The following is a 26,211-nucleotide window of genomic DNA, read 5'->3' on the forward strand; positions in this document are numbered from 1 at the left end:
GAAGAAAAAAGGGATTATTTCACCACTTCGTAATCGGCGGTCCCATAATGGACATTTCCGTATTGATCGGTCGCACGCACTCGAATATGATGCTTACCACTAATTTTAGAAGGTAATCGGACCGACCACATATGCGTGGAAGTCACAGCATCCGAAGGTCGTTTACCTTGAAATTGGAGAGCATCTTCATCAAAATTCATGATGGTTTTCAAATAATGGTAATCCACAGCAGGCGAATAATTCATCTTTTTCCATTCTCCTCCATTCAACTGATATTCGACAACATCTCCCGCTCTTCCCATAAAGAAATTAACCATTAACACGGCTTTACTTTTCGAACCTTGTGGAATACGTTGGGTGTGATAAATATTCATTTGATACGCTTGGGGTTGATTCGCTACTTTGTAATCAAACGAATAGCGATTTCCTTTGACCTTTAAAATCGCATATCCTTTTGGTGTACCATCACGCATCGTAGATACTGGAACACCATTCGAATCCTTCTCACCCGAATACCAATCACCCGAAGTCGTCCCTACATTGTATTCATGATGAGGCTTTTCTTGATGCCATCCTTCTTCTTTCCCATAATACAATTGCTGTTGCAAATGTGTATGTGCTGACAAGGATACCGTATGTGGAAAATCTTTTAATAAATCAAACAATCGTTGACGGGATTCATTTTTAAATGCATCTTCATGATGGTGTTGCAAGGGAATATGAAATGCTAAAACGATGAGTTGATCTTTATATACATATTTTAAATCGTTTGCTATAAATTTTAATTGATCTTCTCGAAATCCTCCCCAATATCCTTTGTTATCGCGAGGATCAGGATACAAAATATTATCCAATACAATAAAATGTGCCTTTCCAACATTAAAAGAATAATTCGCTGGTCCAAAATTATTTTCAAATGTATCATCAGCATAACGATCTTCTGAAGCATCATAATCCATATCATGATTCCCCATCACATTGTACCAAGGAATACCAATGGCTTTAACAGCATGGATATACGGCTGATGCAACACCAAATCATCTCCAACCAAATCGCCCAAAGAAATTCCAAATTGCATGTTTTTTACACCTTTCAATTCTTGTACAATTCCTTTTGAAAAATACTCCACTTCCTCCATCGTGTACGCTTGTGGGTCTCCGAATACCAAAGCAGAAAACTCATTTCCTTCTGAAGTAGGTACCAAACCAAAATCTATGGATTTCGGTAAAGGTCCTGTAGGTTTAGATCCTCCATATTTTAATGCTGGTGAACCTTTAGGCTTGTGGATATAATACGATTGAGGCAATTGATTTTTTAATACCGCAAATTGATAATTTGAAGGTTTGATAACAAATAAAATGGTTTCATCGGTTACTGGAATTTCATATTCTCCTTGGTCGTTGGATGGTACGATATCAATTCCATTACTCACCAATATGTGAGGTAATCGCTTTTCATTTTGATCGAATATTCCGTTGCGATTATGGTCTTCGTAAATGATTCCTCTCGCTACATTTTGGGCATGTAGAAACCAACCAGACAATAAAAATGTACAGGTAATCAGTTGTCTTTTCATGTGTTGTTTTTTAGATGGAACAAAGGTGTAGAAAGGAAATGAAAGGTATTTTAAATTATCGTTAACGCTAGTTTAAATAATTGTTGTATCTCTTGAGGAGCGATTTTTCATCTCATTTTCCAAGTACATTTGTCCAAGAAAATAAATGTTCCATGTTCAAGAAATTCATAACTTCAAGCTTTATTATTTTATCCTCTATGATGGCACAAGCACAATCCACACAAATTATTGCGCACCGCGGTTTTTGGAAATCGGAAGGGAGTGCCCAAAACTCCATCATGGCACTGAGATTAGCAGGTCAACATCAATTTTATGGAAGCGAATTGGATATTCATTTGACCAAAGATGATGTTTTAATCGTATTCCATGATCATGAAATTGATGGTAAACGGATTGAAACATCCAATTATGAAGAGTTTCAGAATTATACGTTGAAAAATGGGGAGAAAATACCAACCTTAAGTGCTTACCTGGAGGAAGGAAAAAAATTCCCTCATTTGAAATTAATTCTTGAAATTAAATCGCATGAAGAGAAAGCAAGAGAGCAACAAGCGGTTAAACAGATTTTAGCTCTTGTTAAAGCATACAATTTAGAGCATCAAGTCGAGTATATTTCATTTAGTGCTCATATTTGCGATCAATTGAAACGACAACAACCAAATGTTATTGTTTCATACCTGAATGGTGACTTATCGCCATCAGAAGTCCAAGCCAAAGGATGGAATGGGATCGATTATCATTATAAAGTATTTCAAAAACATCCCACTTGGATCAATGAAGCCCATGCATTAGGATTAATAACCAACAGCTGGACCATTAATGATGAAAACATCATGGATGAGTTGATACAACAGAACATTCAATTCATTTCTACCGATCAACCGCTTATGTTACAATCGAAATTGAATATGAAACATTAACGGTATCCATTCTCCTCAGAACAATCCTTATCAAATCAATGGTAAGGATTTTTTTCTATTAAATATTATAGTACTTTTAATAAAAAAAATACATGAAGAAAATTTTACTCTTTTTATCCACTGCTTTATTTCTATCGAATGGGTCTCAGGCACAAAATTCAATTTCATTTGAAGCATCGGAAGGATATACCTTAGGTTCGATAGAAAATCAGAACGGATGGTTATTGTACGATCCGAGCGAAGGTGAAACATATACGCCTGAAGTAATCGTTTCTGACCAACGAGCAACTCATGGTAACCGTTCGTTTCGTATTACAGCTCAAAACATTCTAGATTATGTCGGTGGTTTTTATTTTACCCAACCGGTGCAAGAAAACTTTAGTATTTCCATGGATGTCTATGTTGAAAGTACATTTACTGGACTGGATAATGGATCTGAAATTTTATTGGATTTAGTGGATGAAAATTTAGTATCCTTGGCGCAATTTAATTTTGGCTTCGACAATACCATTTATGGTGGAACCAATGGATGGTTGAGTGAAATTGAAGGCTTAACCTATGAAAATGACCGTTGGTATACCATTCGATATGATGTTGATTTTGATGCACAAGTATTTCGTTTATACTTCAATGATACCTTTATTTATGAAGAAGCATTTGAAACGGGAACGCAATTGGCCGCATTGGATTTTTATATGTTTGATATGGGAACAAGTTTAAATGTTGACAACATTCAAATTCAACCTTTAGCAAATTTAGGAACTGTGGATACAAAAAAATCCATGATTTCGATTTATCCTAACCCTGTGATTGATGTCATCCAAATCAAAACAAATGAAGCCCTACAATCTGCTGAAATTTATGACTTAACTGGACGTCTGATTCAATCGACAACAGCTTCAAGTATTCCGGTACAAAACCTTCAATCAGGAGCTTATGTTCTAAAAATTAAAACAAATCAAAGTACAACATCAAAGAAATTCATAAAAAAATAATTCTTCGAAAAAAAGCCCTTAATGTTGGGCTTTTTTATTCTTCTTCAGAAGGAATCGAAACGTTAAGCGTTTCCAAATAATCTTGCATTCGATTAAAAATAATGGAATTGTACGCTAAGATGTCGTCGGCTTCTATGATTTCATACGTGGATTGTTTAAACGCATGCAAAAGCATATTATAAGCGAAAGTTTGATCTTCATAATTTTGATAATATTTCAACCATTTCTGTGCAGGATGAAATTTTTCTACGACTACCCCATTGTTATAAAAAAGAAATGGCAATTCGACCCCAATGGTTTTCACCATCTGATGCAATTTGGATTCCTTTTCGAAATATATACGCGAATATTCCACTTGTTGTTTTAAACGGTTGATGATATCTTGTCGCTTTTCTTTATCCTTGGATTGGTTTCGCCAAGCATTGTATTTGGGAGCTGTATAATCCAATTCAAAAGTCGTGTATTGATGATCTTTTTCGTACGTTAAAAATACATCGTTAGCTGTGGCATCATCTTGATTAAAAATGAATCCCAATGGTTTTAAAATGATGCGATCGGGATTTCCTTCGATGATTTGAAAGGCCTTTTGTCCATTGATCCATATAAAATCGTCTTGAATCACATAATCCCCGACTGATAGTGCATTCCGGATAAACTATATGCTTTACCTTCATTCAAAAAAACATAATCAGCTCCTACTAAAGGCAACATAAATTCATCAATTTCACCACTTTTTCTGATCTTAAAATGTTGATATAACGCTTGAATATCATGGGCTTTATAGGATTTGAAGTTCCATTTGCCTTCCCAATCCATGGTGAAAGGGATTTTGTTACATCCCCACAAGAAGAATGTCATAAAAATTAAAGAGAATAGTCTAATCATTCAATAGTGTTATTTCGCAAATATAGTCGAATAAAAAAATCCGACTCTAACGAATCGGATTTCAAATTATATTTTTGGTTCTTGTTGACTCAAACAGTGGAAAGATCCCAATCCCCAAATGATATCAGTTGAATCAATTCCAACGACTTTACGATCTGGGAAACATTTTTGAATGATTTCTAACGCCACCTCATCTTTAGCACAACGATATGTTGGAACAATCACCGATTTATTGGCAATATAGAAATTCGCATAAGACGCAGGTAAACGCTCTCCTTCGCAATAAACGCCATCCGGCATTGGTAATTGGATAATGTTTAATGGACGACCATCTTCCAATTTCATTTCTTGTAATTGGCGAAGATTCACTTGTAATAACTCGTAGTTGTCGTCGTTTTCATCCTCTTCCACAACCGTTAAAACCGTATCCTCATTCACGAAACGAATCGTATCATCGATGTGACCATCGGTATCGTCACCAACAATTCCATCTTCCACCCAAAGAATTTGAGAAACACCGTAGTAATTTCTTAAAAATTCTTCGATTTGCTCTTGTGAATATTCTGGATTACGATTTTCATTTAATAAACACGATTTAGAAGTCATCAATGTATTTTTTCCATTGAATTCGACTGAACCACCTTCCATAATAATTCCTGGATAGAAAACTGGGATATTAAATGCTTCTCCAATTTTAGTTGGAATTACATCGTCGTTTTCGAATGGTGGATATTTTCCTCCCCACGCATTGAATCCCCAATCGACAATTACTTTTGGATTTTCAACATTTTCTTTATTCACTAAGAAAGCTGGTCCGTGATCACGACACCATGCATCGTTCGTTTCGAAAAAGTAAAATTCAACTTGCGATAAATCTGCATCCGTTTTTTCGATGTGTGATAAAGCAAACGCTTTCATTTCTTCATCTTTTACATTGATGCGAACTTTCTCACCTTTTGATAATTCAGCAATAAACTGTGCATATGCTGGATAAATGAAGTGAATACGATCTGGCCAAGAGGCTTCTTTGTGTGGCCACGATAACCACGTCGCTTCGTGCTCTTCCCATTCTGCAGGGAAACGGTAACCTAAATCTTTAGGAAATTTTGATGTATCTATTGTGTTCAATTTAATTCTGTTTTAAAAGTTGTAAGGTATGTTCCAAATGCCCTTGGGTTTTCCAATCGTCATGTCCAGCAATTACCAATTTAATGTTTGGATGGTGATGCATGATTTTTTGAATCGTCGTTGGCCAAGCTTTTACATCCGCTTCAGCAATATTACCTAAATCGGTAGCCTCTGTACTTTTTACTAAGCAACCACCATTTAAGATGTGATATTTCGGTAACCAAACGATCGTATTATCTGTTGTATGCCCTTTTCCAAAATATTCAATTATGAAACGTTCTCCACCAATTTTATAGGTTTTTCCTAATTCAATTTCATTTGTTGCAATTGATTTATCATTTGCTTTTAAAATCGCATTGGTTTCTTTTGTTGCATAAGTCGGAATTCCAATGGTATTATAATAATCAAATCCACCTGCACGATCTTCGTGTGAATGTGAGGCAAACACAGCGATTACAGGCAAATGATGTTTTGCTTGAATCGAATCCAAAATCGGTTGATATTGGGTTTCATCCCAAGGTGTATCAAATAAAACAATTCCTTTTTTGGTGACCAAATACATTCCATTGGCGGCATATTGCTTCCCATTAAATGTATTAAACGTGGTATGAACAAATACTTTGGGATGGATTTGTTCGATGATCAAAGGTGCATTTTGGGCATATAAAAATGTACTGAATAGCAATAGAATTCCTATCCAATACATTTTGAAATATTGTATATTGATCTTAATCTTCATCCAAGAAACGCTTCGTAATTGGAGCGTAAGTTTCGATGCGACGATCTCTTAAGAATGGCCAGTGTTTACGGAAATAATCCGATTCATTTAAATCCAATTCGACCACTTCCGTTTCTTCATTATCGTGAGAAGCTAAGTATAATAATTTCCCTTGCGCATTTGCTGCGAAAGAACCTCCCCAGAATTTCATGGCACCATCTTGTTCGAATCCAACACGATTCACTGAAATGACAGGAACACCATTGGCAACTGCGTGCGAACGTTGAATTGTTTGCCAAGCGTTGTATTGATCTTGGTTTGTTTCTTCGTCTTGATCTGTAGCCCATCCAATTGCTGTTGGGTAGAATAAAATGTCCGCTCCCATTAATGCTGTGATACGAGAAGCTTCTGGATACCATTGATCCCAACAAATTAAAACACCAACTTTACCGAACTTTGTATTGAATACTTTGTATCCTAAGTCACCTGGTGTAAAGTAGAATTTTTCGTAGAATGCAGGATCATCTGGGATGTGCATTTTGCGGTATTTCCCTAAATATTCACCATCTGCATCTAAGATTGCTGTCGTGTTATGATATAACCCTTGGGCACGTTTTTCAAATAATGAAGCGATAATGACTACACCTAATTCTTTCGCTACAACAGATAATGCATCAGTTGATGGTCCAGGAATCGCTTCTGCTAAATCGAAGTTATCATAATCTTCAACATCGCAGAAATATAATGATGTAAATAATTCTTGTAAACATACGATTTGAGCCCCTTTCGCTGCTGCTACTCTGATTTGCTCAATCGCTTTATTTAAATTTTCTTGTTTGTCTTTAGTACAAGTCATTTGTACCATTCCAACTTTAACTTTTGCCATTTCGAAAATTGATAAATCGTAAAATTAATATGAAAGACAAAAATAATGATATTCTTTTACTTTATCGTTCAACGAAAGCACAAATCAATGATTTAACAAAGAACTGGATTAAAATGATTATTTTTACAACAATAACCCTCCTGCTATGTCAAAGTTTTTCTACATTCTATTGATCCTCTTATCTCCTTTTTTCTTTTCTGCAGAGGTCTCTGCACAAATGCAAGCTGCCCATTGGTTTTTTGGAAATAAAGGCGAAATCATATTTCCTTTTGGAAATGCAATTCCCAATATTTCACAAAATAATTCTCGGATGCTTAGTCAACATGGATCGAGTAGTTATTCGGATATAAATGGTAATTTAATTGTCTATACCAACGGTCAAAAAGTTTTTGATCATTTGCATCAAGAAATCATTCCTCGTGGATTTGAAATTTTAGGAAATCATGAAAGTACACAATCTAGTATAATTGTCCCTATACCTAATCATCGGGATAAATATTATCTTTTCGTGATTCGCTCATTAGAAATTTACGCTCCATTAAACATTATAGATGAATCGATTAATCTCGGCTTAAATTATTATATCATTGACCTTAGTCATAATAATCGCTCAATTATTAAACCTGATAATAATATACTTCTTAATCGTTCCTCTCAAAAATTAGCGGCCACTTACCATCACAATCAAAAAGATATTTGGGTACTTACCCATTTTGAGAATCGTTTTTACAGTTATTTAATTACGTCCGAAGGTATTCACATGCCGATTGTTTCAACTACACCTTACTGGAGTAAATTTGATGGTTATTATGGGAATGCAAAAGGACAAATGAAATTTTCGACCAATGGAAAAAAGTTAGCTGTGGCTCATCAAAATAATGTAATTGTAGAAAGTGTAAGTGAGGATGTTTTAGACACTGCTCCATTATTTTTAGAAGCGACCAATGAAAGTTCAAATCATCCTGGTCGTTTATTTTTATATGAATTTGATCCCATAACAGGTCAAGTATCCGAAGAATATTTAGTTGAAAAACGAAATATCTTCGTTTATAATGGGATTGAATTTTCCCCTTCAGGCAAATATTTATATTATCAAGGAGCCAATAATCTCGTCAATATCATTTTCCAATTCAATACCGAAAATTTGTATAAACATGAATTGTATTTTTATGGGGATTCGCCAAGAAATATGATTGGCGATATGCAATTAGCGGTAAATGGTAAGATTTATTATACCGACCGTCGGACAAAATTATTAAGCGTCATTAACTATCCTGAAAAAGATTTAAATGAGGCTCAATTCTTATATCGAAGTTTTAACATCAATGAGCAAGCATTAAATCAAAATGGTCTTCCCAATTTTATTTCAAATTTTTTAAAAGAAGAACTAAAAATATACAACACTTTTGATGGAGATAATGCTTGTATCCATACTCCTTTGAAATTTTGGGTGAACAATAATCAAGAAATTTTATCTATTTTTTGGGATTTTGGTGATGGAAATACATCCGAAGAGCATGTCCCTGAACACATATATACCAATCCAGGCATCTATACTATTACGGTTACCATAAATGGGCAAATTTACAAGAAAACCATCCAAATATATGACACCATTGATCTTCCGGTGTATGAAATGGTTGAATGCGATACCAATGGTGATGGCATAGCAGGATATCATCTTGAAAATTTCACGACTTTTTTAGGGGAACAAGCGGCTCATGTGTCTTATCACTCGACTCAAGCGGATGCACAGAATAATCGTGACGCTTTAGAAAATTTAATGATTCAAGGGAATACAGAAACACCTTCCATATGGGCACGTATAATTAATAAAGGAGGATGTATTTCTATTACAGAGATTCGCTTTAAACTTAATGAAGGTACCATTATTGACCAAACAAGCCGTTTATGTGCTTCGTTTGATATTGTCTTTTTTATTCGACCTTCAGATATCCAATCTTTGTACCATCAATCCGTTTATATTTTTGAGACGCATCAAGAGGCTGAAAATTTTCAGAATCATATCACCGATAATATCAGCCTGACTTCTGATCAAACAACACTCACTTTATTTGTTCGTCAACAAAACTTTGAAGGCTGTGATGAAATCATCGCGCTTCAATTAAATATTAACTATCCAACTCTTTTTTCTCTTGATTCGCGAGAAATTTGTCCTTTTGAAGGTGAAACCATTTATACACTCCCTGATAACATCCCATCGGAACACATACAATGGAATAATTTACAAGGGGAAGATCTCAATCAAAACATCAACGGACGAAGCATACGAATCACAAAAGCAGGAAATTATTCGGTAACGGTAACCAATGAATCTGGATGTCAATTTACTTCAACTTTTGAAGTCACAAGCTCTTCTCCCATACAAGTAAGAACGATAGTGGATCAAAATTCGAATCTGATTATCGATTATGGTAATCAGATGCCAAATGATTTTGAATTCAGCATCGATGAAGGAACCACTTGGAACAATGGGACAACTATTCATTTACCTCTTGGCGAATATTTGCTTTGGATAAGACAAAAAGGAGATGCAGGATGTATTGTTTATACGGAAAAAATCATCAGTAATAAAATCACCAATTTCATTAGTCCGAATGGAGACGGAATAAATGACGTTTGGCAAATTAAAGGATTTGAAAAATATGAATGGATTGATGTTTTAATTTACAACCGACAAGGACGCCAATTGTTCGAAAACCGTGTGAACCATTCGAATATTTTATGGGATGGTAGAGTCCATGGAAAACCTTTACCATCCGGATCGTATTGGTATACTTTAACGACTTCTACACACACCATTTTTGAAGGGTATGTTGTGATAAATAATCAGAATTAATTTTTTTATAAAATATAAACCCCAAAAACAAACGTTTGTCAAAAAATAAGGCTTTCAAATCTAATGGTGGCTTCAAATCTTTAAGAAAATACTCTCGGTTCGAAATTATTTTTTAGCAATATTTTCCATTTAAATTAAGATAGTTATTATTCAAATTGGTCATTTATTAAGAATAATTTAAGAAAGTTTAAAATTAAATTCTGAATGTTTCAATTATAAATGAATAATTTAGCAAGCAGTTTGAAAAATAAAAAAGATTAAATGAAAAATTTATTGCTAACGTTTTCACTGCTGGGAACCTCGTTCTTATTTGCACAAAACGAAGCTTCTTTTGTTTCTAACGCATCATTTTCAAGTTTCGGTGGTTCTGTTATTAGTTCTTCGGAAGAGGTAAAAACAGAAGCAAACGAAGTAAAAAAAATCACGTATCAGGATCATTTACATGCGGCTGAATCGTTCAATATTCCTTTAATTATGAATAATGAACACATGGATTCTTTAATTTTAGCCAACAAATTGATTCCGGTTGCTGAAGAAGGTGAAGGTTATAAAGTACAAAAGTTGACGCACAGTAGACCATTTCTAAATCAAACATCTTATTTGATTTTAAAAGAAATCTCCTCACTCTTTTACAAAGAAACCAATCAAGAATTAAGTATTTCCTCTTTAACTCGTACCATTGAAAGTCAAAATCGTTTAAGACGGGTAAACAGTAATGCTGCCAAAGGCCATAGTGCCCACAGTTATGGTGCTTCATTTGATATCTCTTATTCCAAATATGGCGATAAAGTGGGCCGAAATAGTGCTTTGGAACGTGTCGTAGAAAACATTTTACAACAGCTGGAAGCAGAGGGTAAAATTTATTACATCAAAGAAAGAAGGCAACCTTGTTTCCACGTGACCATAAGAAATACAGCAGTATAATTCATAAATCTCACTGAAAAGTGAGATTTTTTTTATTTTTATATCGATTTGATTAATTTTAAACCTTCGATTTATTCCATATAAGTATTCAACCACTTATTTTTGCGCTATGTCTAGAAAATCATTATTTATTATTGGATTTATCCTGTTACAAACTTGCATTGTTTTGGCTCAAAAACGTGTGATCATTCCCCCAACGGAGGAGTACAAAAAGCATCTGAATGCTGCCAAATCCCATCGCACAGAATTAATTAAGGATAAAAAACATTTGGACAAATACATTAGCCAAGGTAAGTTGGTCAAAGTCAAACAAAGAGGATATGGATTTCGTACAGCCGATTTAACTCATAGTCATCCCTACTTGATTCCTAAAGCCAATCAAACATTGCGCGATATTGCTCGAGAATTTGTGCGCGAAACGGGACAAAATTTCTTTGTGGTTACATCTTTAACACGAACGCTAAAAGATCAAGATCGTTTACGAGGTGTCAATTCTAATGCCTCGTCGAATGATAGTGCCCACAGCTACGGTTCATCATTTGATATTTCTTATGTCCGATTTAATCATCATTTAGCTACCAATCAAACTTTGGATCAAGCATTAAATCGTATTCTAACCTCATTCCAAAAACAAGGACGAATTTATTTTGTGAAAGAACGCTTGAGTCGTTGTTATCATATCGTTGTTCGATAAACAGTATTATAAATGCATATTGAAGAATTAAGAACCTATTGTTTATCGTTTCCACACGTGGAAGAAAAATTTCCTTTTGGAGATGACACATTAGTGTTTTCAATTGCAGGTAAACTATTTTGCTTAGCCAATATCAATCCCTTTCAAGCACTAAATGTTAAATGTGATCCAGACCTCGCAATTGAATTACGGGAACGTTACCAAGCTGTAACACCAGGATATCATATGAATAAAAAGCATTGGAATACCATACGGGTAAATGAAGATGTAAAAGATAAACTGATTAAACAATGGATCAAAGATTCATATGAATTGGTGATACTAAATCTTCCCAAATCCAAAAGACCTGTATAAAATGATATAAAAAAGCAGAATTATAAATTCCGCTTTTTTCATTGATGACCTGAATTCTCTCGTTCAAGTTTTCTAAATAATGCTATTCGTGATGGCTCATTCAACGGATAAAAAATGAAAGAAGCTCCCTGAGTGTTCATCACCTGTTGCAAAGCATTTTCCATTTCCTGTTCAGTAAGTTGTTGCACAAATACAGTGGTTGAAAAAATCGAAAAAGGTTGCGCTTTAAAAATTTCTTGAGCTCTTTGATAAGTCATAAATGTAACGTGATATTCTTCTTGACTTGAATGAAATTTTACGATGACATCTACTTCATCATTTAAAATATCGTAAACAGGATGTAGTAATTGAAACGAAAAATCCATTATTTATACCAACTGCTGTACATTAAATAATTATTTGCAATACGTTCAATTTCTCCTTCTTTCAAATGTTGAGGTACATCTTTTACTTTCTTTGCAGGCACACCTGCCCATAATTCTCCTTCTTTTACATGTGTTCCTTTGGTTAAAACAGCTCCAGCAGCAATTAAAGAATTAGACTCCACCACACAATCATCCATGACAATTGCTCCCATACCGATTAACACATTATCACGTATCGTGCAACCATGCACAATGGCATTGTGACCAATCGATACATTGTTTCCAATTATAGTTGGTGATTTTTGATAGGTGGCATGAATTGTAGCATTATCTTGAATGTTCACTTTATTCCCCATTTGAATGAAATGAACATCGCCACGAATTACTGCTGAAAACCAAATGGAACAATCATCTCCCATTTGTACATCACCTACAATTACTGCATTATCTGCAACAAAACAATTCACTCCCATTTGGGGATGTTTCCCATTTAATTCTTTTATAATCGCCATTTAAAAAATTATTATACATCAACAAAAATATACAACTAAATCCATTAAATTTGTATTTATTATGAGAGTATATACAGAAAATACACCTAATGAAAATGTGTTAAAGTTCGTTTGTGACGAAACGTTAACACAAGGAGGCGTTGAATTTACGAAAGATTCTTCGGCTACTGAATCTCCCCTTGCACAAGTTTTACTTACTATACCATTCATTCAACAAGTTTTTATCACAGCTAATTTTGTTGCAATTGAAAAAATTGACGGTGTGTCTTGGGATGATGTAAAAGATGATTTATTAGAAATCGTGAATGAGCATTTAGAGGAAGGAATCATCCTTTACCAACAAAAGAAACAGCCTTACACCGTATATGCTGAAATGACGCCTAACCCAGCGGTTATGAAGTTTGTGGCCAATGCCCCTTTAGTACCTGAAATCATTGAAATTAAAGATCGCGAAAAAGCGGCAGGCGTACCTTTAGCTGTTGCCATTTTCAAAGAATATCCTTTTGTGAAAGAAATTTTCTTAACTGAAAACTATGTTTCGTTGACAAAAGATGATTCAGAAGATTGGGATTTGTGGACAATGGACGTTCGTTCGTTTATCTTAAATTATTTACAAGCGGGTGGAATGGTTTTCGAAGAATTCTATGAGTTCAAAACGGAAGCTCCAGAAGAAGTTGTCGTAAAACCTCGTGAAGAATTTACAGATGTAGAAGAACAAATTAAAGCCATTTTAGATGAATATGTTCAGCCAGCGGTTCAAAACGATGGTGGAAATATTGAATTAATTGAATTTGATGAAGAAACTCGTACAGCTAAAATGTTATTACAAGGAGCATGTTCGGGTTGTCCATCTTCAACTGCAACATTGAAAAACGGAATTGAAGGGTTATTGAAACAAATGTTACCCGATGTGGTGAACAATGTGGAAGCCGTTAATGGATAATTAACTTTTAAGATAAAAAAAACCTCATCGATGGATGAGGTTTTTTTATTTAATCTTCAATATAAAAGTCAACCGATTGTCTAAAATTATAAAGCATCAATCGTCTTCTTGCTTCTAAATCATTAATGCGAAACGAATTGACATCTTCGGTAAGGAAATATAAATTTCCTTCATCTTGCCCATCATGACCAATGCATTTTAGCTTGAAATCAATTTCAGTGACATCTGTCACAAATCCTGCAAATCGAGAATCATTGCCTACAGAAATTCGAACAATATAATCTGTTTCACCATTGATTTGTTGTAATGCATTATACACCCAGTTATCATCTTTAGCAATGCTTAAATTTAAAGCCTCTTCTTTATCCAATTCCTGATGATTTTTAAAGACATATTGCAAGCACTTACAGTATTCATCTTTATCAATGCGTCGAATTTTATAAAAAGGTTCAATGATTAAACCATCTTTTTTACCATATTTGGTAATGTGTTGCAGGATAAAAAACTCTTCATTATAATCCACAATATAACCTGCCCAAAAATCGGTATTGGACGCATCTTGGAAAATGGCTATAATGGATTGAGTATTTTTTGAATGTTCTAATATCTTTTCAAATTGTGATTGCATAACGTTATTTTTTCTTGACAATGACAGCTTCATAAATTTCAGGAATCCACGCTCCTATCTCAGCGTTTTCCATTTTAAATTTATCAAAAACTGTTTTTGGACCAGCAATACTTAATGTAAATTGAGAACGATCCATTAAGTTTCGTTCATTTAGCGCATATTGCACAGAAACCTCTTTTTTATAATAGGTTTTTATCAAATCACGAACCAATTGTTCCGCTTGTTCAGAAGTTGCAATGGCATCCGTTTTTTTGATCGACACTTCAAAACCACCTTCATAAGTAAAATTAGGCTCATACATTAAAAAAATGGCTTGATTTCGATCCAATTCTTTTTTCGCCTTTACGTATTCTTTTTGATTTTTAAACGTTAACGTTTCTACTTGGTAACGCAATGGATTTCCTTTGGCTACATTTTCTAATTTATCCGCATCAAAAGAATAAGCTACACCATTGTGAAAAATATTATACAAACGAGGATTGACCAACCACTGATCAATAATTTTACGATCTTTAATCGCATAAATCATAAAATGATTCTGATCGGTTACTTTATTCTGCATTTCATAACCATATTCTAAATTCAATTTGACATTGTTTAGTTTGGTTGGATTGTCAATATAGAAATTGTATTTATGGTAAGTCGAATCGGTATTGTATTCACTCGCCATACCAACTAATAGGGTTTTTTCATCAAAATTGATGTTATCAATAATTGTTTGTTGAGCACTTACAAAAGTCGATGCTATGCAAGCAGCAGTGAATAAAATTTTTCTGATCATGGTTTTATGTTTATAAATCGAGTGCTAAAATAAAAGTTTTATTGAAATATCGAATTCTATTTCGCTTGAACCTGTCCCGATTTCCAATTTTCCCCGCATTTTTATCTCATTTTTTAAAAAAATCAATGATCGATTTTTATTTATTGTTTTCACCCAGCATTTTTTGCATTGATTTTGATTGAGAGAAAGTAACCTTAATTACAACAACCATTTATGAATAACAACAAACAGTACGTATCCAATAACGTCTTACTCCAACTTGGATTTTTAATTTTGATTCTGATCGTTTTTGGTTTAATCTTAAAAAATGTGTTCGCTTTCCTTCCCGGAATCTTAGGTGCCATTTGTATTTATGTTCTCCTTTTTAATCCTTTAAATTGGATGACCCAAACCAAAAAAATGAACAAAACTTTAAGTGTGGTCCTTCTGATCCTTGCAAGTGCTATTTGTATCATTTTGCCTTTATACATTTTAATACATACCCTTACGAATAAGGTCATGATCATGTTGAATGATACGGATAAAATCGAGGCTCAAATCAAAAAATTCATTGATTTATTGAATCAACAATTCAATATTGATATTTTCAGCGAAAACAATATTTCTAAGCTTACTCAGGCTGGGACGAGCATCCTTCAAACTTTGTTGAATGCCTCTTTGGATATGTTTGTCCAATTAGGAGTCGCCTTTTTATTGTCTTATTTTATGTTGATGAAGCATAAAAAATTAGAACAAGGATTTTATCAGTACATCCCTTTAAAAATTCGAAACCTGAAAAACATGAATTCCGATTTACGTCAATTGGTCATTTCCAATGCTGTTGGTGTTCCTTTAACAGCATTGATACAAGCTATCATAGCATACATTGGATATCTCATTTTTGGAGTAGAAGGTGCCTTTACATGGTTTATCCTAACCATATTTGCAGCCATGCTTCCTGTCGTAGGCGCTGCTTTAATTTATATACCATTAGCCGTAGTATTATTTGTACAAGGGGATAACGGTAACGCCATTGGTTTATTAATTTATAGTTTTGTGGTAGTGGGATTGTCGGATAATCTCATTCGATTTATGCTCCAAAAGAAAATGGCGGATGTTCATCCATTGGTTACCATATTTGGGGTGATTATTGGAATTAATCTCTTTGGATTTATTGGAATTATTTTCGGTCCTATCCTTTTTTCTGTATTTTTATGGTTGATTAAATTATACAAATCAGAGTTTGTTGATCCAAACCCTGAAGAGTAATAACCACAAAAAAACAAAAAATGAGTATTGAAGATTTTATCTTTTTTAGACCCCTTGAAATTCGTTGGAATGATTTAGATCCCATTGGACATGTCAATAATGTCTATTATTTTGATTATTTCCAAACCGGTAGAAGTTATTATATGCTAACGGCATCTAAAAATTGGGATTGGCATAAAAATATGTTTGTCATTGCGCACATCGAATGTGATTATGCTAAAGAATTAAAAATTGATGCTAAAAATCCACGTGTAGGAATGCGCGTTTCAAAAGTTGGATCCAAATCATTTGATTTTGAATACATTATTTTATCTGATGATGCGAATGGTCAACCGATTTTACATGCTAAAGGATTAAGTACACAGGTATTAATTGATTTATCCATCGGAAAAAGTATTGCCATACCCGATTGGTTAAAGAATGATTTCATCACGTATGAGCCATCTTTAGAAAATTAAGTATATTTAGTCATCAGTTTTGCTGATGACTTTTTTTATAAACCAATCCTATGAAAAACCTGATTTTATTTCGACATGGCAAAAGCAGATGGGATGAAAATGTAACCGACCAGTTTCGTACCTTAAATGAAAAGGGCATACATCGAACACCACTATCTGCCGAAAAATTAAAATTAATTTTGGATTTTGAACCTCAGTATGTTTTTTCGAGCATTGCTAATCGGGCCAAACAAACGGCACAAATTGCTCAAAAAATTGCATTTCCTAAGGTCGAAATCCAATACGATAAAGCCTTATACACTTTTTCTCATATGGCATTACTGCAGTGGATTAAGTCACAAGATGATAGGATGGATCATCTCATCATATTTGGACATAATCCAGCATTTACTGATATTGCATATGAATTAGGATCAGAATTTATTATGAATATCCCCACATCAGGTGTGGTGTGGATTACCTTTGATGAAGCCAATTGGTCCAATTTAACGAAAGGAACAACCCAACATATAATATTCCCGAAAGAATTAGAATGAAGAGATACATAAATAGAGAGATAAGCTGGTTAAAATTCAATGCCCGTGTTTTACAAGAGGCGGCAGATGAAAATGTACCATTGCTTGAACGAATACGATTTTTAGGGATTTATTCCAATAATTTAGATGAATTTTACTCGGTGCGTTATTCGGCTATTATTCGATCTATACAGTTAAAAGATGTCGATAAAGTGTATTCGAATATTGTCCCTGGACAATCGGATGAAGAATTAATTGAAGAAATCAACAGCATTGTAACCAAACAAAGGGAAAAGTATGATCAATTGTATGAAGAATTGTTCAAACAATTAGAAGAACATAATATTTTCGTAATTGATGATACAACCTTACCCATCAAATACAAAGAATATATTACCGAATATTTCAATGATGAAGTAATACACAATGTCGGTGTTTTTGTTTTAAACGATAAAATTAAAGTTCCTCCTTTACGTGATGGATCTTTTTATTTAGCCGTAAAAATGACCACTTCAGAAGGGCCTGAATACGCCTTAATCATCGTTCCAACTCATTTATTTGATCGTTTTATTTTGTTGCCTAAATGGGGACAAAAATATTATGTCATGTATTTGGAAGATATCATTCGTTATCACTTGAATGAAATTTTCAGAACATTTGAATATGAAACCATCGAAGCACATTCCATTAAAATTTCAAGGGATAGTGAATTGAACTTTGATAATGATTTAGAGCACAGTTTATATGAAAAAGTGATTCATTCTTTAGAAGAACGTAAAACGGGTGAGCCTGTGCGTTTGGTGTATGACCGTACAATAGCACCAGATACCTTAAATTTCTTTCTGGAGAAATTAAATTTAGATGATTACGATAGTATTATTCCAGGTGGTAAATACCATAATAAACGCGATTTAATTGGTTTTCCATCGTTTGGAATCGAAGGATTGACTTACGATAAAATTAAACCAATTGTTCAGAAACGTCCAACGCAATACAAAAGTTATTTTAAGGCCTTTACGGAACATGATGAAATGATTTTTGCTCCTTATCAAGATTACTCTTTGCTTTTAAAATTTCTTCGCGAAGCAGCGATTGATCCAAAAGTCAAAAAAATCAAATTAACGGTTTATCGTGTCGCTAAAGATTCGCAAATCATGCATTCACTCATCAATGCAGCGATGAATAGGAAAGAAGTGACTGCGATTCTCGAATTGCGCGCACGTTTTGATGAATCTAACAATGCCATGTGGTCGAAAAAATTACAAGAAGCTGGTGTCAACGTGATTTTTGGTGTTCCTGGACTTAAAGTGCATTCGAAAATAGGTTATATTGAACGTCTTCCAGAAGAAGGCATTGCTGAACGCTTTGCGATTATTAGTACTGGAAATTTCCATGCCAAAACGGCTAAAATCTATACCGATTATACCTACATCACATCGAATCCTGGGATTACAAAAGAAATCGACCAAGTCTTCAAATTTTTTGACAAAAACTATTTGATACAAACCTACCACCATTTAATGGTGTCACCCCATGGAACTCGAAATAAAATTATTAAAGCCATTAAACGTGAAATCAAAAATCAAAAAAGTGGTTTAGAAGCTGAAATCAACATGAAGCTGAACAGTTTAGCAGATAAAGAAATTATTGATTTACTGTATAAAGCTTCTCAAAAAGGAGTTAAAATACGATTGGTGGTGCGTGGAGTTAATTGTTTAATCCCTGGTAAAAAAGGACTGTCTGAAAACATAGAATGTGTAAGTGTTATCGACAAATTTTTAGAGCATCCAAGAATTTATTGGTTCAAAAATGCTGGAGAAGACAAAGTATACATTTCGTCTGCTGATATGATGACCCGAAACTTGGATTATCGTGTCGAAGTGGCTTGCCCCATCTATGATCAAAACATTAAAAAAATAATTATTGATACTTTTAACTTGAGTTTTCATGATAATGTGAAAGCACGAATAATTGATGAGAATGAATCGCTAACGTACCGCAGCAACGAGGAAGCAGCAAATCGTTCGCAATTCTCAACATATGAATATCTACAAAAACTAAATGAGGAAATAAATGAAGATTAGAAAACTTGGAGCCATTGATATCGGATCGAATGCCGTTCGACTATTAATCAATTTTGTGTACGAAGAAGAAGGCAAAACTCCGGTATTTAATAAAACAAGTATTGTCCGAATGCCAATTCGTCTGGGGCATGATGTATTCACCGATGGAAAAGTATCAGAAAGCAATAAAGAGCGGATTTGTGATGCCATGCATTCCTATGCATTAATGATGAAAGTCTATGGCGTAGAACACTATCGTGCCTTTGCCACTTCTGCTATGCGTGAAGCGAAAAATGGAACTAAAATTGTTGAAAAAGTAAAAAAACACTGCGGAATTGATATCCAAATTATTGATGGAAAAACGGAAGCAGAACTTTTATTTTCGACTGAATTAAGTTCTTTTGTAAAAGATCATAAAACCTATTTGTACGTCGACGTCGGTGGTGGTAGTACAGAATTAACCTTATTAAAAGACAATAAAATTTTTGCATCCAAGTCATTTGAAGTGGGTACCGTACGATTATTGGATAATCAGGTGGATCCATCTACTTTTCCAGCCATGCATGCTTGGATCAAAGAAAATATTGGCTCTGAAGAAATTGAATTAATTGGTTCGGGAGGGAATATCAACCACGTGTACAAATATTCGGGAGTAAAACTGGGAACACCACTTGGTGCAACTTATGTCAAAAAACATTACAGTGTTTTACAAACAATGACAACGGATGAACGAATGCAAAACTTCAATATGAAACCCGACCGTGCAGACGTTGTTGTATATGCTTTAGAGATCTATTCGAATGTTCTAAAATGGTCGAAAGCAACGAAAATCCACGTTCCGAAAATTGGACTTTCGGACGGAATTATTCGTGCTTTGTACCGTGATCTTTCAAAATAATATCACTTAATCGGTAACCAATAGGTTGCCGATTGTTTTTGATTTCAATTCCGTTTCCTTCCACTCTTTTTCTGGATCACTATCGGGCATAATACCTCCTCCAACATATAATTTGACAGTGTTTGAAAAAATTTGCGCACAACGTAAATTCACAAAATATTGAGATTTTGTCGGTGTTTTGAATCCAAAATAGCCTGCATAATATTTACGATCATAGCCTTCATGAGCTAAAATAAATGCTTTCGCTTGCTCTTTTGGCATTCCACAAACCGCAGGAGTGGGATGCAATTGACGCAAGGTTTCTTCTACCGCTTGGTAATGGGGAACTTCAGCTGAAATAAATGATTTCAAATGATTAAAAAATCCTGCATCTACAGTATGTGGTCCATCCACTTGAATGTGTTTAAACCCTTGTAATTTCGAGACGATATAATCAGTTACAACTTGTTGTTCGTGAATTTCTTTAGCAGTCCATTCTTCTTCTTTGGGTAAAGTTCCAGCTAATGATACGGTCTGAATCGTTAAATTTTCTTCTTCCAATAACAATTCGGGCGAAGCACCAATCCATACTCCATTTTCTTTGCTATACCATAAGTACACAAAGGCTTGAGGATAGGTTTGATGAATATGTTTTAAAGATTCATCCAATCGCACACCCCTATTAGGAATTTCTTTAATTCTCGAAATGACAATTTTTTGAGTAGACGAATGATTCAATTCATGAACTGTATCTTCTATTAATTGAAGGTATTGTTCATATGTAATACTTTCATCATGTGTTGCATATGGCAACGTTATGTTCAACTTCAAATCAGCAATGGGCATATGCATAATTTCATTCATATGAAAGACGATAGGCTCTTGTTGATTAAAAGGATGGAATACAAATTGATTTTCACCCTTTTGTTCATCAAACCACAACTCTACCCTTTCGGTATTTGGTTTTCTGAAGAGTAAAAACGAAGTTTCTTTTGCAATCAATTGATTTAACTGCTCTTGAAAATTATTTTGCATGAGGATTTGGAATGATGGCATTAGTTAAATGACTATAACAGATTAATTTTCCGTGTTCATCTGTGATTTCAATTTTTATTAAATGGGACGTTCTTCCTTTTTTGACAACGGTCGCATGTCCATAAACGGTACCACTGGTTTTGGAACGCAAATGATTGGCATCAATTTGTTGACCAACGGCAACATATCGAGGATCATTCAAAATATAATTCGACAGACTACTTCCTAATGATTCTGCTAAGACCACACTTGCACCACCATGAAGCATTCCAAAGGGTTGATGGACGATGGATGAAACGGGCATGGAAGCTTTTAAATAATCTTCTCCTGCTTCCGTAAATTCTATGTTTAGATGAGAAATTAAAGTATTCTCTGACATTTTATTTAATTGTGCAACGACTTCTTTTGACATGGTTAATAGATTTTTTTGTTAAATTTTTCGGGATATTTAGCGGTAACATTTTGATAGAAAGCTTCTATTTCTGCTAATATTTCTTCCAATGTTCGATTTTCTACTGGGACAATTTTGGATAATCCTGCTCGTTTCTCTTTATAATCACAATATCCTAAAACTATTGGGACTTGTGCTTCTTGGGCTATATAATAAAACCCTGTTTTCCATTTTGGCGAATAGGAGCGCGTACCTTCGGGTGTATTGATTAAGTACAAATGCGCTGAACTTTTTAAAAGTTGAGAAGCAAATTCTACCATATTTTTATTTTGTGTACGATCAATACCTATTCCTCCCAATTGTTTGATAAAGTATCCATACCATGGTTTTGTCCAAGCATCTTTAATAAACATCTTCATCGGGATACCCATTTGCCAAAAAGCAGCAATGGTAAAATAAAAATCCCAATTGGAAGTATGGGGTGCACAGACCAAAACACATTTATCAATAGCAGATAAATCCAGATGATTGTCTAATTTCCAGCCGACTATATCCAGCATGAGTTTACCAATCGTTTTCTTCATTTTTTTTGTTTGTGTGAATGTAAATTTAACCAAATTATCTTTCCAACAAATAATAAAAAAAAGGATAACCTTGTGGGTTATCCTTTGTCTTATATCGTACAATGTTAGATGAAAAAATTAACGATTGTTTTGATGATCTCCGTAGTTAATGTGAATAGAATCTGTATCATCTTTATAGTTTATAGGGTTGTTTTTATTTTTTGATGGAGTAGAAATACCTACATTTCCTTCGTTGGTTTGAATTTGAATCCCATTTTGATCAATACTAACCTTAGCATTTTTCGTTCCATTATTCGAACGTATTTCTATGCCATCCGCATCATACATTACGTCATTTTCTTCGTCAAAATGATCGTTTGTTTCACAGTTCAAACATACGAATTTTTGGCCTAAATTCTTAAAGATCTTATTATTATTTTCATAATAGTAATCTTTATCTCCGTCCGCATCTGTTAAAATTACTGTATCTACAGATCGCATTTGAACATATTTGCCTTGAGGAACATATAATGTAATTTTAATGTCTTGCTTTCTGAATTTACCTTCGGGTTTAATCTTAAAGAATTCATCTAATGTTAATTGATTCCCTGAAACATTAAAATCATACACCATTGCTTCTAAATTTCGCTTTGATTCATTTGAATTTCCTCCACGAGATGAATATTTGACCTCTAATCGATAATTGGCATCGTCACTAGATTTCAATGTAATTTTATCACTCAACTTGATGACAAGGTTTCCATTTTCATCAATCAATTGATCAAAATCATCAAACGATTTAAAGATATAATCTCCTGAATTTTCTTCTCTAAAATTGACCACTAAAGTATCCGATGGAATCGTTAAAACTGAATTCTTATTTAATTCTACTTCATTCTTGAATTTAGCAGCTGTACTCGCCGTAAATCCAATGATGGTAATCAAAGCGATAAACCAAGCGACAATCGAACCAATGATTAAGGCTTTACTGGTTTTAATTCTTGTAAAGCATCTTAGACCAAGAATCGTCAGTAGAATTCCAGGAATAATCATTAATACGCCACCTAAAATTTTTGTCGCAATACTCATCCATTGCTCCTCAATCAGATAACCAAATAGTTCAGTTGGTACATCCATCCAAGTTGTGAATGCAATAGCACAGCCCCCAATGATTAAACCGATACCAATCATCAAGATAATAAATCCGATAAACCAAAGGATGAATTTCCCTAATACACCGAATGCACCACCTAATTTATTGCTTAGTTCACGACCTCCTGAGATAACTACCTCACTTGCCTGTTCGGCGTTTTTTTTTAATGTTTCGATATTGGCAGGTTTCCCATACATCTGTAGTTTTTCTGAAGTTGTCTTCGCTTTTGGGACGAAAATCAACAGGATGAAATAACATACGACCACTAGTAAAAATGAAAATCCTGTAAATAATCCTAAGATTCCAAGAACTAACCACGTCGCACGAACAGCCCATGGATCTAACCCTAAGTAGTGTGCTAAACCAGCAGATAAACCGGTCATTACTTTATCATCTGGATCGCGGAATAATCGTTTGTTGTTTTTCGTTTCAAATGACGGCTGTGAATAAGATGATGGGTTGGAAATTGACTCATTTTCATCCTCTTCTACTTTGTATTGATTAGGATGTCCCATTGTCGCAATCACGAAATTAACATCATCATCGTTTACCACTTCTCTAAATTTGATTCGATCACGAAATAACTCAGAAATACGGATTTCGACATCTTCAATAATATCCTCTACTCCTTCCGTTCCACGTAATGAATTGCGAACATCTTGTAAATATGTTTTTAATTTCGCGTAAGCATTTTCATCAATGATAAATGAAAATCCTCCAAGACTTATTGATATTGTTTTATCCATTTTTTAGTGTTTCTTTAGTTACTTTATCTACAGCTTCAATCAGTTGATTCCATGTTTCTGCTAATTCTTGAAGGAATAATTCTCCCTCATCTGTTAAAGCATAATATTTTCGAGGTGGCCCTGCAGTTGATTCTTCCCAGCGGTATTGTAAAAGGTTATCGTTTTTTAGGCGTGTTAATAAAGGATATAATGTTCCTTCAACAACAATCATTTCTGCTTTTTTCAACTCATCAATGATATCTGATGCATAGGCATCTCCTTTTTTAATAATGCTAAGAATACAATATTCCAGTACACCTTTACGCATCTGAATTTTTGTTTTCTCGATATTCATTATTCTGTTGTTTTATTTTGTTATACAAATATATATAAAAAATATAGTATTATGCAAAACAAAGTACCTAAATAAATTTAGTTCTATATTAAAATCTCAGTCTTCATTTCCTTGCAAAGTAGTATTTATAAAGGTTGGAGAGAAATGTTAAAATTTCAAAAAAAACATATTTATGTTTGGGGATGTTGAAAAATCATTCCATCAAAGGGATTATAAACCTTACATTTGCATCAAATTAGAATACAATACATGAAAAAATTAGTTACGGGTGCATTTGCTTTAACATGTTTATTAATGGCATCAAAAGCTTCTGCATGGGGATTAACAGGACACCGAGTGGTAGCACAAATCGCTGAACAAAACATTTCTAAGAAAGCACGTAAAGAAATTACGAAAGTCATTGGGAACCAACAATTGGCATATTGGGCAAACTGGCCTGATTTTATCAAATCAGATAACCACTGGGATCACGCTGATTCTTATCACTATGTTAATATTCCATCAGGAATGAACCGTGAAGAATATAATGTTGCATTAGAAAATTCTTCGGATGTGAATATGTATAAGAAAGGACTTTTCTTTATGAAAGAATTGAAAGAAAATAAAAACCTTTCTATTGAGACAAAAAGAGAATACTTATATTTCTTGATCCACATCATGGGCGATGCTCATCAACCTCTACATGTAGGTCGTTTAGAAGATTTAGGTGGAAATAAAATTAAAGTTCAATGGTTTAGAGACAATACTAATATTCATGCGGTATGGGATTCTAAATTAGTTGATTATGAAGGATATTCGTATACAGAATATTCGAATGTATTGGACATTTTTAACAAAAAACAAAATGAAGAATTAAAAAAGGGAACTTTTTTAGATTGGATTTATGAATCATACCAAGCAGCGAACGTCATTTATGGTGATGTTAAAATGGATGATAAATTAGGTTACCGTTACCACTTCGAAAATAAATATACTGTAGAAAGTCAATTATTAAAAGGAGGATTGCGCTTATCAAAAGTATTAAACGATATCTTCGGATAAAATTTCCGAATTCCATAATCAACCGATTCTGTAAAAGAGTCGGTTTTTTTTATTCTAAAAACATAAAAACTGTCTTTTTGTCTGATTTTAATAATAAAATTAAGTCATTTTGTCTTGTATTTTTCATTTGCATTGTATTTGTATTATGCTGTACAAACAAAAAACAATATTAAAATGGTACAATCATATCAACAAAAAAATAAAAACATTTGGTTACCTAACCTTTTAAATGAAGTATTTAATCAAAATGTAGTTCCTGCAAGTTCATTAAATATGCCTGCAGTAAATATATTAGAATTTGATAATCGATTTGAAATTGAATTAGCTATCCCAGGGAAAAAGAAAGAAGATTTCAAATTAGAGATTGAAGAAGATGTATTGATTGTCAATTTCAGTGAAAGTGCACAAAATTCAGAAAACGAGCAAGGAAAATATATTCGTAAAGAATTTAATTATGCCTCATTCCGAAGAACATTTGCTTTACCTGAAATTGTAAATCAAGATGAGATTAAAGTGGCTTATGTCGATGGCATTTTAAAATTCGAATTGCCTAAAAGAATAGAAGAGCCTCAAAAAGAGAAAAGAAGTTTAAGCATTGCTTAATAAATTATTTTTCA

At 33.8% G+C, this 26,211-nt stretch carries 29 protein-coding genes; 14 read left to right on the forward strand and 15 right to left on the reverse strand.

Translation table 11 applies throughout. The features are described 5' to 3' along the window. Window positions 1–14 precede the first annotated feature (14 nt). Window positions 15–1,577 carry a calcineurin-like phosphoesterase C-terminal domain-containing protein gene (locus AC1QSP_RS05200; protein WP_484080094.1) on the reverse strand — a complete coding sequence of 521 codons (1,563 nt, stop codon included), beginning with the start codon at window positions 1,575–1,577 and terminating at the stop codon, window positions 15–17. Window positions 1,578–1,729: 152 nt separating this feature from the next. Between AC1QSP_RS05200 and AC1QSP_RS05205 the strand changes: the two genes are divergently transcribed. Both AC1QSP_RS05205 and AC1QSP_RS05210 read left to right on the forward strand, forming a co-directional pair. Then, complete coding sequence (locus AC1QSP_RS05205) at window positions 1,730–2,497, forward strand: glycerophosphodiester phosphodiesterase (RefSeq protein WP_484080095.1); 768 nt, start codon at window positions 1,730–1,732, stop codon at window positions 2,495–2,497. A 92-nt stretch (window positions 2,498–2,589) separates the two neighbouring features. Then, on the forward strand, window positions 2,590–3,492 hold the full coding sequence (locus AC1QSP_RS05210) for a T9SS type A sorting domain-containing protein (protein ID WP_484080096.1): 903 nt from the start codon (window positions 2,590–2,592) through the stop codon (window positions 3,490–3,492). Between the two features lie 34 nt (window positions 3,493–3,526). On the opposite strand, the gene AC1QSP_RS05215 is transcribed toward AC1QSP_RS05210, so the two are convergent. The 5 genes from AC1QSP_RS05215 to AC1QSP_RS05235 form a co-directional block, all read right to left on the reverse strand. Then, window positions 3,527–4,114, reverse strand: coding sequence for a hypothetical protein (locus AC1QSP_RS05215; protein ID WP_484080097.1), 588 nt, complete (start codon window positions 4,112–4,114; stop codon window positions 3,527–3,529). After that, complete coding sequence (locus tag AC1QSP_RS05220; RefSeq protein ID WP_484080098.1) at window positions 4,111–4,377, reverse strand: hypothetical protein; 267 nt, start codon at window positions 4,375–4,377, stop codon at window positions 4,111–4,113. Before AC1QSP_RS05220 ends, AC1QSP_RS05215 begins: the two co-directional genes overlap by 4 nt. Window positions 4,378–4,443: 66 nt before the next feature. After that, a complete protein-coding gene (locus tag AC1QSP_RS05225; RefSeq protein ID WP_484080099.1) occupies window positions 4,444–5,505 on the reverse strand; it encodes an agmatine deiminase family protein in 1,062 nt (353 codons plus the stop codon). 1 nt (window position 5,506) lies between these two features. Next, the gene (gene bla, locus AC1QSP_RS05230; RefSeq protein ID WP_484080100.1) at window positions 5,507–6,211 is read right to left on the reverse strand and encodes a BlaB/IND/MUS family subclass B1 metallo-beta-lactamase; all 705 of its coding nucleotides are present in this window, start codon (window positions 6,209–6,211) and stop codon (window positions 5,507–5,509) included. 22 nt (window positions 6,212–6,233) lie between these two features. Further along, window positions 6,234–7,109, reverse strand: a complete 876-nt coding sequence (locus AC1QSP_RS05235) for a carbon-nitrogen hydrolase (RefSeq protein WP_322969377.1) — start codon at window positions 7,107–7,109, stop codon at window positions 6,234–6,236. A gap of 145 nt (window positions 7,110–7,254) precedes the next feature. Here AC1QSP_RS05235 and AC1QSP_RS05240 point away from each other — a divergent pair, with 145 nt between their 5' ends. The 4 genes from AC1QSP_RS05240 (at window position 7,255) to AC1QSP_RS05255 (ending at window position 11,941) form a co-directional block, all read left to right on the forward strand. Beyond that, a complete protein-coding gene (locus tag AC1QSP_RS05240; RefSeq protein WP_484080101.1) occupies window positions 7,255–9,969 on the forward strand; it encodes a T9SS type B sorting domain-containing protein in 2,715 nt (904 codons plus the stop codon). 261 nt (window positions 9,970–10,230) lie between these two features. Beyond that, window positions 10,231–10,893: a DUF5715 family protein gene (locus AC1QSP_RS05245; RefSeq protein WP_484080102.1), complete on the forward strand. Its 663-nt coding sequence runs from the start codon at window positions 10,231–10,233 to the stop codon at window positions 10,891–10,893. A 109-nt stretch (window positions 10,894–11,002) separates the two neighbouring features. Further along, window positions 11,003–11,587, forward strand: coding sequence for a DUF5715 family protein (locus tag AC1QSP_RS05250; protein WP_484080103.1), 585 nt, complete (start codon window positions 11,003–11,005; stop codon window positions 11,585–11,587). Window positions 11,588–11,599: 12 nt separating this feature from the next. Next, window positions 11,600–11,941, forward strand: coding sequence for an MmcQ/YjbR family DNA-binding protein (locus AC1QSP_RS05255; protein WP_484080104.1), 342 nt, complete (start codon window positions 11,600–11,602; stop codon window positions 11,939–11,941). A gap of 38 nt (window positions 11,942–11,979) precedes the next feature. Here the strand turns inward: AC1QSP_RS05255 and AC1QSP_RS05260 are convergent, their stop codons facing one another. Beyond that, a complete protein-coding gene (locus AC1QSP_RS05260; RefSeq protein WP_484080105.1) occupies window positions 11,980–12,306 on the reverse strand; it encodes a hypothetical protein in 327 nt (108 codons plus the stop codon). Further along, window positions 12,306–12,818, reverse strand: coding sequence for a gamma carbonic anhydrase family protein (locus AC1QSP_RS05265; RefSeq protein ID WP_484080106.1), 513 nt, complete (start codon window positions 12,816–12,818; stop codon window positions 12,306–12,308). The genes AC1QSP_RS05260 and AC1QSP_RS05265 overlap by 1 nt, the downstream gene beginning before the upstream one ends. A 58-nt stretch (window positions 12,819–12,876) precedes the next feature. Here AC1QSP_RS05265 and AC1QSP_RS05270 point away from each other — a divergent pair, with 58 nt between their 5' ends. Continuing rightward, complete coding sequence (locus AC1QSP_RS05270; protein WP_416233880.1) at window positions 12,877–13,761, forward strand: NifU family protein; 885 nt, start codon at window positions 12,877–12,879, stop codon at window positions 13,759–13,761. A gap of 49 nt (window positions 13,762–13,810) precedes the next feature. On the opposite strand, the gene AC1QSP_RS05275 is transcribed toward AC1QSP_RS05270, so the two are convergent. After that, window positions 13,811–14,389 carry a hypothetical protein gene (locus AC1QSP_RS05275; protein ID WP_484080107.1) on the reverse strand — a complete coding sequence of 193 codons (579 nt, stop codon included), beginning with the start codon at window positions 14,387–14,389 and terminating at the stop codon, window positions 13,811–13,813. Between the two features lie 4 nt (window positions 14,390–14,393). Continuing rightward, window positions 14,394–15,170: a hypothetical protein gene (locus tag AC1QSP_RS05280; protein WP_484080108.1), complete on the reverse strand. Its 777-nt coding sequence runs from the start codon at window positions 15,168–15,170 to the stop codon at window positions 14,394–14,396. A 213-nt stretch (window positions 15,171–15,383) separates the two neighbouring features. Between AC1QSP_RS05280 and AC1QSP_RS05285 the strand changes: the two genes are divergently transcribed. The 5 genes from AC1QSP_RS05285 to AC1QSP_RS05305 are packed head-to-tail and all read left to right on the forward strand — an operon-like array spanning window position 15,384 to window position 20,352. After that, window positions 15,384–16,418: an AI-2E family transporter gene (locus tag AC1QSP_RS05285; protein WP_484080109.1), complete on the forward strand. Its 1,035-nt coding sequence runs from the start codon at window positions 15,384–15,386 to the stop codon at window positions 16,416–16,418. A gap of 20 nt (window positions 16,419–16,438) precedes the next feature. Beyond that, the gene (locus tag AC1QSP_RS05290) at window positions 16,439–16,876 is read left to right on the forward strand and encodes an acyl-CoA thioesterase (RefSeq protein ID WP_484080110.1); all 438 of its coding nucleotides are present in this window, start codon (window positions 16,439–16,441) and stop codon (window positions 16,874–16,876) included. 50 nt (window positions 16,877–16,926) lie between these two features. Continuing rightward, on the forward strand, window positions 16,927–17,412 hold the full coding sequence (locus AC1QSP_RS05295; RefSeq protein WP_484080111.1) for a SixA phosphatase family protein: 486 nt from the start codon (window positions 16,927–16,929) through the stop codon (window positions 17,410–17,412). Next, window positions 17,409–19,475, forward strand: coding sequence for a polyphosphate kinase 1 (gene ppk1, locus AC1QSP_RS05300; protein WP_484080112.1), 2,067 nt, complete (start codon window positions 17,409–17,411; stop codon window positions 19,473–19,475). The genes AC1QSP_RS05295 and ppk1 overlap by 4 nt, the downstream gene beginning before the upstream one ends. Beyond that, window positions 19,465–20,352 carry a Ppx/GppA phosphatase family protein gene (locus tag AC1QSP_RS05305; protein WP_484080113.1) on the forward strand — a complete coding sequence of 296 codons (888 nt, stop codon included), beginning with the start codon at window positions 19,465–19,467 and terminating at the stop codon, window positions 20,350–20,352. The genes ppk1 and AC1QSP_RS05305 overlap by 11 nt, the downstream gene beginning before the upstream one ends. Before the next feature lie 6 nt (window positions 20,353–20,358). Here the strand turns inward: AC1QSP_RS05305 and AC1QSP_RS05310 are convergent, their stop codons facing one another. The 5 genes from AC1QSP_RS05310 to AC1QSP_RS05330 all read right to left on the reverse strand — a co-directional run bounded on the left by AC1QSP_RS05310 (window position 20,359) and on the right by AC1QSP_RS05330 (window position 24,553). Further along, window positions 20,359–21,366: an isochorismate synthase gene (locus tag AC1QSP_RS05310; protein ID WP_484080114.1), complete on the reverse strand. Its 1,008-nt coding sequence runs from the start codon at window positions 21,364–21,366 to the stop codon at window positions 20,359–20,361. Continuing rightward, window positions 21,356–21,778, reverse strand: a complete 423-nt coding sequence (locus AC1QSP_RS05315) for a PaaI family thioesterase (protein ID WP_484080115.1) — start codon at window positions 21,776–21,778, stop codon at window positions 21,356–21,358. Before AC1QSP_RS05315 ends, AC1QSP_RS05310 begins: the two co-directional genes overlap by 11 nt. A gap of 2 nt (window positions 21,779–21,780) precedes the next feature. Continuing rightward, window positions 21,781–22,341, reverse strand: a complete 561-nt coding sequence (locus AC1QSP_RS05320) for a 1-acyl-sn-glycerol-3-phosphate acyltransferase (protein ID WP_484080116.1) — start codon at window positions 22,339–22,341, stop codon at window positions 21,781–21,783. Window positions 22,342–22,458: 117 nt separating this feature from the next. Further along, window positions 22,459–24,219, reverse strand: a complete 1,761-nt coding sequence (locus AC1QSP_RS05325) for a PspC domain-containing protein (protein WP_484080117.1) — start codon at window positions 24,217–24,219, stop codon at window positions 22,459–22,461. Continuing rightward, window positions 24,212–24,553 carry a PadR family transcriptional regulator gene (locus tag AC1QSP_RS05330; RefSeq protein ID WP_322969357.1) on the reverse strand — a complete coding sequence of 114 codons (342 nt, stop codon included), beginning with the start codon at window positions 24,551–24,553 and terminating at the stop codon, window positions 24,212–24,214. Before AC1QSP_RS05330 ends, AC1QSP_RS05325 begins: the two co-directional genes overlap by 8 nt. Before the next feature lie 249 nt (window positions 24,554–24,802). On the opposite strand from AC1QSP_RS05330, the gene AC1QSP_RS05335 reads away from it, so the two are divergent. Together AC1QSP_RS05335 and AC1QSP_RS05340 are read left to right on the forward strand one after the other, a co-directional pair. Continuing rightward, a complete protein-coding gene (locus AC1QSP_RS05335) occupies window positions 24,803–25,594 on the forward strand; it encodes a S1/P1 nuclease (RefSeq protein ID WP_484080118.1) in 792 nt (263 codons plus the stop codon). A 174-nt stretch (window positions 25,595–25,768) separates the two neighbouring features. Next, window positions 25,769–26,197 (forward strand): Hsp20/alpha crystallin family protein, encoded by a 429-nt coding sequence (locus AC1QSP_RS05340; RefSeq protein WP_484080119.1) that lies wholly within the window; start codon window positions 25,769–25,771, stop codon window positions 26,195–26,197. Window positions 26,198–26,211: the final 14 nt, after the last annotated feature.

This window comes from Faecalibacter sp., assembly GCF_057177045.1.

Coding starts and splice junctions, on each gene's coding strand:
- AC1QSP_RS05200 (WP_484080094.1), bottom strand. CDS start 1,577: ATGAAAAGACAACTGATTACCTGTACATTTTTATTGTCTGGTTGGTTT.
- AC1QSP_RS05205 (WP_484080095.1), top strand. CDS start 1,730: ATGTTCAAGAAATTCATAACTTCAAGCTTTATTATTTTATCCTCTATG.
- AC1QSP_RS05210 (WP_484080096.1), top strand. CDS start 2,590: ATGAAGAAAATTTTACTCTTTTTATCCACTGCTTTATTTCTATCGAAT.
- AC1QSP_RS05220 (WP_484080098.1), bottom strand. CDS start 4,377: ATGATTAGACTATTCTCTTTAATTTTTATGACATTCTTCTTGTGGGGA.
- bla (WP_484080100.1), bottom strand. CDS start 6,211: ATGTATTGGATAGGAATTCTATTGCTATTCAGTACATTTTTATATGCC.
- AC1QSP_RS05235 (WP_322969377.1), bottom strand. CDS start 7,109: ATGGCAAAAGTTAAAGTTGGAATGGTACAAATGACTTGTACTAAAGAC.
- AC1QSP_RS05240 (WP_484080101.1), top strand. CDS start 7,255: ATGTCAAAGTTTTTCTACATTCTATTGATCCTCTTATCTCCTTTTTTC.
- AC1QSP_RS05245 (WP_484080102.1), top strand. CDS start 10,231: ATGAAAAATTTATTGCTAACGTTTTCACTGCTGGGAACCTCGTTCTTA.
- AC1QSP_RS05250 (WP_484080103.1), top strand. CDS start 11,003: ATGTCTAGAAAATCATTATTTATTATTGGATTTATCCTGTTACAAACT.
- AC1QSP_RS05255 (WP_484080104.1), top strand. CDS start 11,600: ATGCATATTGAAGAATTAAGAACCTATTGTTTATCGTTTCCACACGTG.
- AC1QSP_RS05260 (WP_484080105.1), bottom strand. CDS start 12,306: ATGGATTTTTCGTTTCAATTACTACATCCTGTTTACGATATTTTAAAT.
- AC1QSP_RS05265 (WP_484080106.1), bottom strand. CDS start 12,818: ATGGCGATTATAAAAGAATTAAATGGGAAACATCCCCAAATGGGAGTG.
- AC1QSP_RS05275 (WP_484080107.1), bottom strand. CDS start 14,389: ATGCAATCACAATTTGAAAAGATATTAGAACATTCAAAAAATACTCAA.
- AC1QSP_RS05280 (WP_484080108.1), bottom strand. CDS start 15,170: ATGATCAGAAAAATTTTATTCACTGCTGCTTGCATAGCATCGACTTTT.
- AC1QSP_RS05285 (WP_484080109.1), top strand. CDS start 15,384: ATGAATAACAACAAACAGTACGTATCCAATAACGTCTTACTCCAACTT.
- AC1QSP_RS05290 (WP_484080110.1), top strand. CDS start 16,439: ATGAGTATTGAAGATTTTATCTTTTTTAGACCCCTTGAAATTCGTTGG.
- AC1QSP_RS05295 (WP_484080111.1), top strand. CDS start 16,927: ATGAAAAACCTGATTTTATTTCGACATGGCAAAAGCAGATGGGATGAA.
- ppk1 (WP_484080112.1), top strand. CDS start 17,409: ATGAAGAGATACATAAATAGAGAGATAAGCTGGTTAAAATTCAATGCC.
- AC1QSP_RS05305 (WP_484080113.1), top strand. CDS start 19,465: ATGAAGATTAGAAAACTTGGAGCCATTGATATCGGATCGAATGCCGTT.
- AC1QSP_RS05310 (WP_484080114.1), bottom strand. CDS start 21,366: ATGCAAAATAATTTTCAAGAGCAGTTAAATCAATTGATTGCAAAAGAA.
- AC1QSP_RS05315 (WP_484080115.1), bottom strand. CDS start 21,778: ATGTCAAAAGAAGTCGTTGCACAATTAAATAAAATGTCAGAGAATACT.
- AC1QSP_RS05320 (WP_484080116.1), bottom strand. CDS start 22,341: ATGAAGAAAACGATTGGTAAACTCATGCTGGATATAGTCGGCTGGAAA.
- AC1QSP_RS05325 (WP_484080117.1), bottom strand. CDS start 24,219: ATGGATAAAACAATATCAATAAGTCTTGGAGGATTTTCATTTATCATT.
- AC1QSP_RS05330 (WP_322969357.1), bottom strand. CDS start 24,553: ATGAATATCGAGAAAACAAAAATTCAGATGCGTAAAGGTGTACTGGAA.
- AC1QSP_RS05335 (WP_484080118.1), top strand. CDS start 24,803: ATGAAAAAATTAGTTACGGGTGCATTTGCTTTAACATGTTTATTAATG.
- AC1QSP_RS05340 (WP_484080119.1), top strand. CDS start 25,769: ATGGTACAATCATATCAACAAAAAAATAAAAACATTTGGTTACCTAAC.